This window comes from Psychrobacter sp. CCUG 69069, assembly GCF_021023115.1.
Taxonomy (GTDB): domain Bacteria; phylum Pseudomonadota; class Gammaproteobacteria; order Pseudomonadales; family Moraxellaceae; genus Psychrobacter; species Psychrobacter namhaensis.
Map to the genome: position 1 here is coordinate 1 of NZ_QQAI01000037.1, position 2,479 is coordinate 2,479.

Below are 2,479 nucleotides of genomic sequence, written 5' to 3' on the forward strand. Positions count from 1 at the left end.
TCAATATAAATGACAAAACGGACTGGTATCTGACAAAGATGTCATGCGCTCGTCATCAAATGGTCAGTCTTCGTTTGTTAATCTATACCTATAGTACATAGCGGCTCATTCTTGATACGAGTAGCTATTATGAATTATTACTACAGGTAATTAGTTTCAATATTTAATAATTTATTAAGGATGTTATATGAAAAGCTATCGTTCATTCAAAAAAGTGGTGCTGCTATCCGCTTCGATGCTTATCGGTATATCAGCAGCTAATGCGCATACTACCAATCTAAGCACTTCAATTATCGATAATTGCGATAACTTAACTACGTTTGCCAGAAATCTAGATCACAATAACGCGCAGATGTCTGATGCTCAAATGAAAAGCTATGTTGATGCACGAGTCGCTTGCCAAGTTCAGCATCAAGATCAACATCTGCAGTCTGAAAAGTATTTTATAAAAAAATATGGTAGCGATCGTGATAGAAATGCTGATGCCATACTAAATGAATACGTGCAGCATTAAAATATAAAAGTAGCAAGATGACAATATTGTCATCTTGCTGTCATCTCTCTGTCAGAATCAATAAGTTATGCTTTAGACTGAATTAATATCCTAAAGCTTTATGTACCCTCAACTAAATCAATTAAGGATTAACCATGTCACTCTTTAAATCAAAGTCTTTACCTAAAGCAATCGTAGCCACTGCCGTCGCTCTAGTCGTTTCAACCTCAGCTCTAGCACATGATCCTAAAATGCATGCTGAAAAAGATCAAATGAACTGTGAAAAAATGCAAAAGCATATGGATATGATGGGAAAAATGGATCATAGCAAGATGGACATGAGCGATCCCGCTATGAAAGCGATGATGGCTAACATGGGTAAAATGAAGCAAATGTATCAAAAGCACTGCGTAACAGATAAAAGTGACTCTTAAACATTGATTTTATAAATCCTTTATTACTGCTAGATAGTTTCATCAATCAGTAATAAGGGTTTGTAGGAAATATTTGTAGACGCTAAGAGTAGGGTATTAAAGAAAATGAATTTTAGGATAAACCCATGAAGTTTTTACTAGGAGTACTTTTCACTGTCGTGGTCGCTATTGTTGGTGTCTTTACTGTGGTTATGAGTGGTGTCATTAATATTGGCGCTGATCAAGGACATAGTCCATTGGTTTATAATTTCTTGGAGACGGCTCGCACCCGTTCAATAGCCTACGCTAGCAAGGACATTATTGTTCCAGATTTAGAAAAAGTAGAGATGATTAGCTCAGGCGGTGCCGATTACAAAGATATGTGCGCAGGCTGCCATTTGTCTCCTGGGGTAGAGAGCACTGATTTTAGTGAGAGCCTATACCCTAAGCCACCTAATTTCACTAATGCGCAAGTAGTTGATCGTTATAAAACGGATGCAGGAGCTCAGCAAAGTTTTTGGGCGATTAAGCACGGTATTATGGCATCAGGCATGCCAGCATGGGGTGCTTCTCATGACGACGATAGAATGTGGGCAATGGTCGCTTTTATTAGATCACTACCTGAGTTAAATGAGAATCAGTATACCATGCTAACCACTAGACTGGATGATGACATGATGGATATGTCACTGAATAGCGACATGATGGATATGTCAGAAGGTGGAGCTGGAATGCAGCATTAATTCTTCCATATTCCTTTATAAAAGCGCAGTGCTAAATAGTGCTGCCTTTTGGGATTTAAACTTTGCCTATACTACACTTAGTTATAGGGTATAAATCTTTAGAAGGTTCAACAGATAAGCAGACGCTTAGGAGTAAGTTATGAGACGCTATATAAATATAATGGGCAATGGACATAAAAAGGTATCAGCTTCTGCTCTTTTACTAGTAGCAACGTCAACAGTAATGGCTTGTAGTCAGCCCGATACTAGTGTTTCAAATTCTACTCAAACTGAGCCAACGCTTGCCACCAAAAGTGCTCAAATAGAGCAACCACAACCGCAAATGATGTCTGTCAGTGCTAATTCAGGTACTGGGTCGACAATTCTACAAAACGTCTCGGCTACAGTTTACAAAGATGCTAATTGTGGCTGCTGCAAAGAATGGGTAGGCTATGCCGAAGGTCATGGTCTAAGCGCAACTGCGCAAGACGTTACAGATTTATCTTTATTTAAAGAGCGTTACGGTGTCCCGCAGCAAATGCGCTCTTGTCATACCACCGTCACTACTAATGGTTATGTTTTTGAAGGTCACGTTCCTGCCAAATACATGGCACAGTTTCTAGCCAATCCGCCAACTGATTCCATCGGTCTTGCGGTACCGAGTATGCCAGTTGGTAGTCCGGGCATGGAATATCAAGATAAATTTATGCCCTATAAAGTCATTCAATTGAACAAGGATGGCAGCACTCAAGTGTATGCGGCTATTGAGTCGCCAGCGCAGCAGATGTAGTTCTATTAATAAGTTATCAGATATATAAGTTCAACTCTCATTTCATGGATTAACTTAGGTC

4 protein-coding genes are annotated in these 2,479 nt (G+C 39.3%); all 4 read left to right on the top strand.

What is annotated here, in order from left to right:
- Positions 1 to 187 precede the first annotated feature (187 nt).
- Positions 188 to 514, top strand: a complete 327-nt coding sequence (locus tag DVY93_RS12330) for a hypothetical protein (protein ID WP_093068413.1) — start codon at positions 188 to 190, stop codon at positions 512 to 514.
- Positions 515 to 648: 134 nt separating this feature from the next.
- Positions 649 to 927 carry a hypothetical protein gene (locus DVY93_RS12335; RefSeq protein WP_025645676.1) on the top strand — a complete coding sequence of 93 codons (279 nt, stop codon included), beginning with the start codon at positions 649 to 651 and terminating at the stop codon, positions 925 to 927.
- A gap of 125 nt (positions 928 to 1,052) precedes the next feature.
- Complete coding sequence (locus DVY93_RS12340; protein WP_025645677.1) at positions 1,053 to 1,649, top strand: c-type cytochrome; 597 nt, start codon at positions 1,053 to 1,055, stop codon at positions 1,647 to 1,649.
- Positions 1,650 to 1,788: 139 nt separating this feature from the next.
- On the top strand, positions 1,789 to 2,418 hold the full coding sequence (locus DVY93_RS12345; RefSeq protein ID WP_192992014.1) for a DUF411 domain-containing protein: 630 nt from the start codon (positions 1,789 to 1,791) through the stop codon (positions 2,416 to 2,418).
- The last annotated feature ends 61 nt before the right edge of the window (positions 2,419 to 2,479 follow it).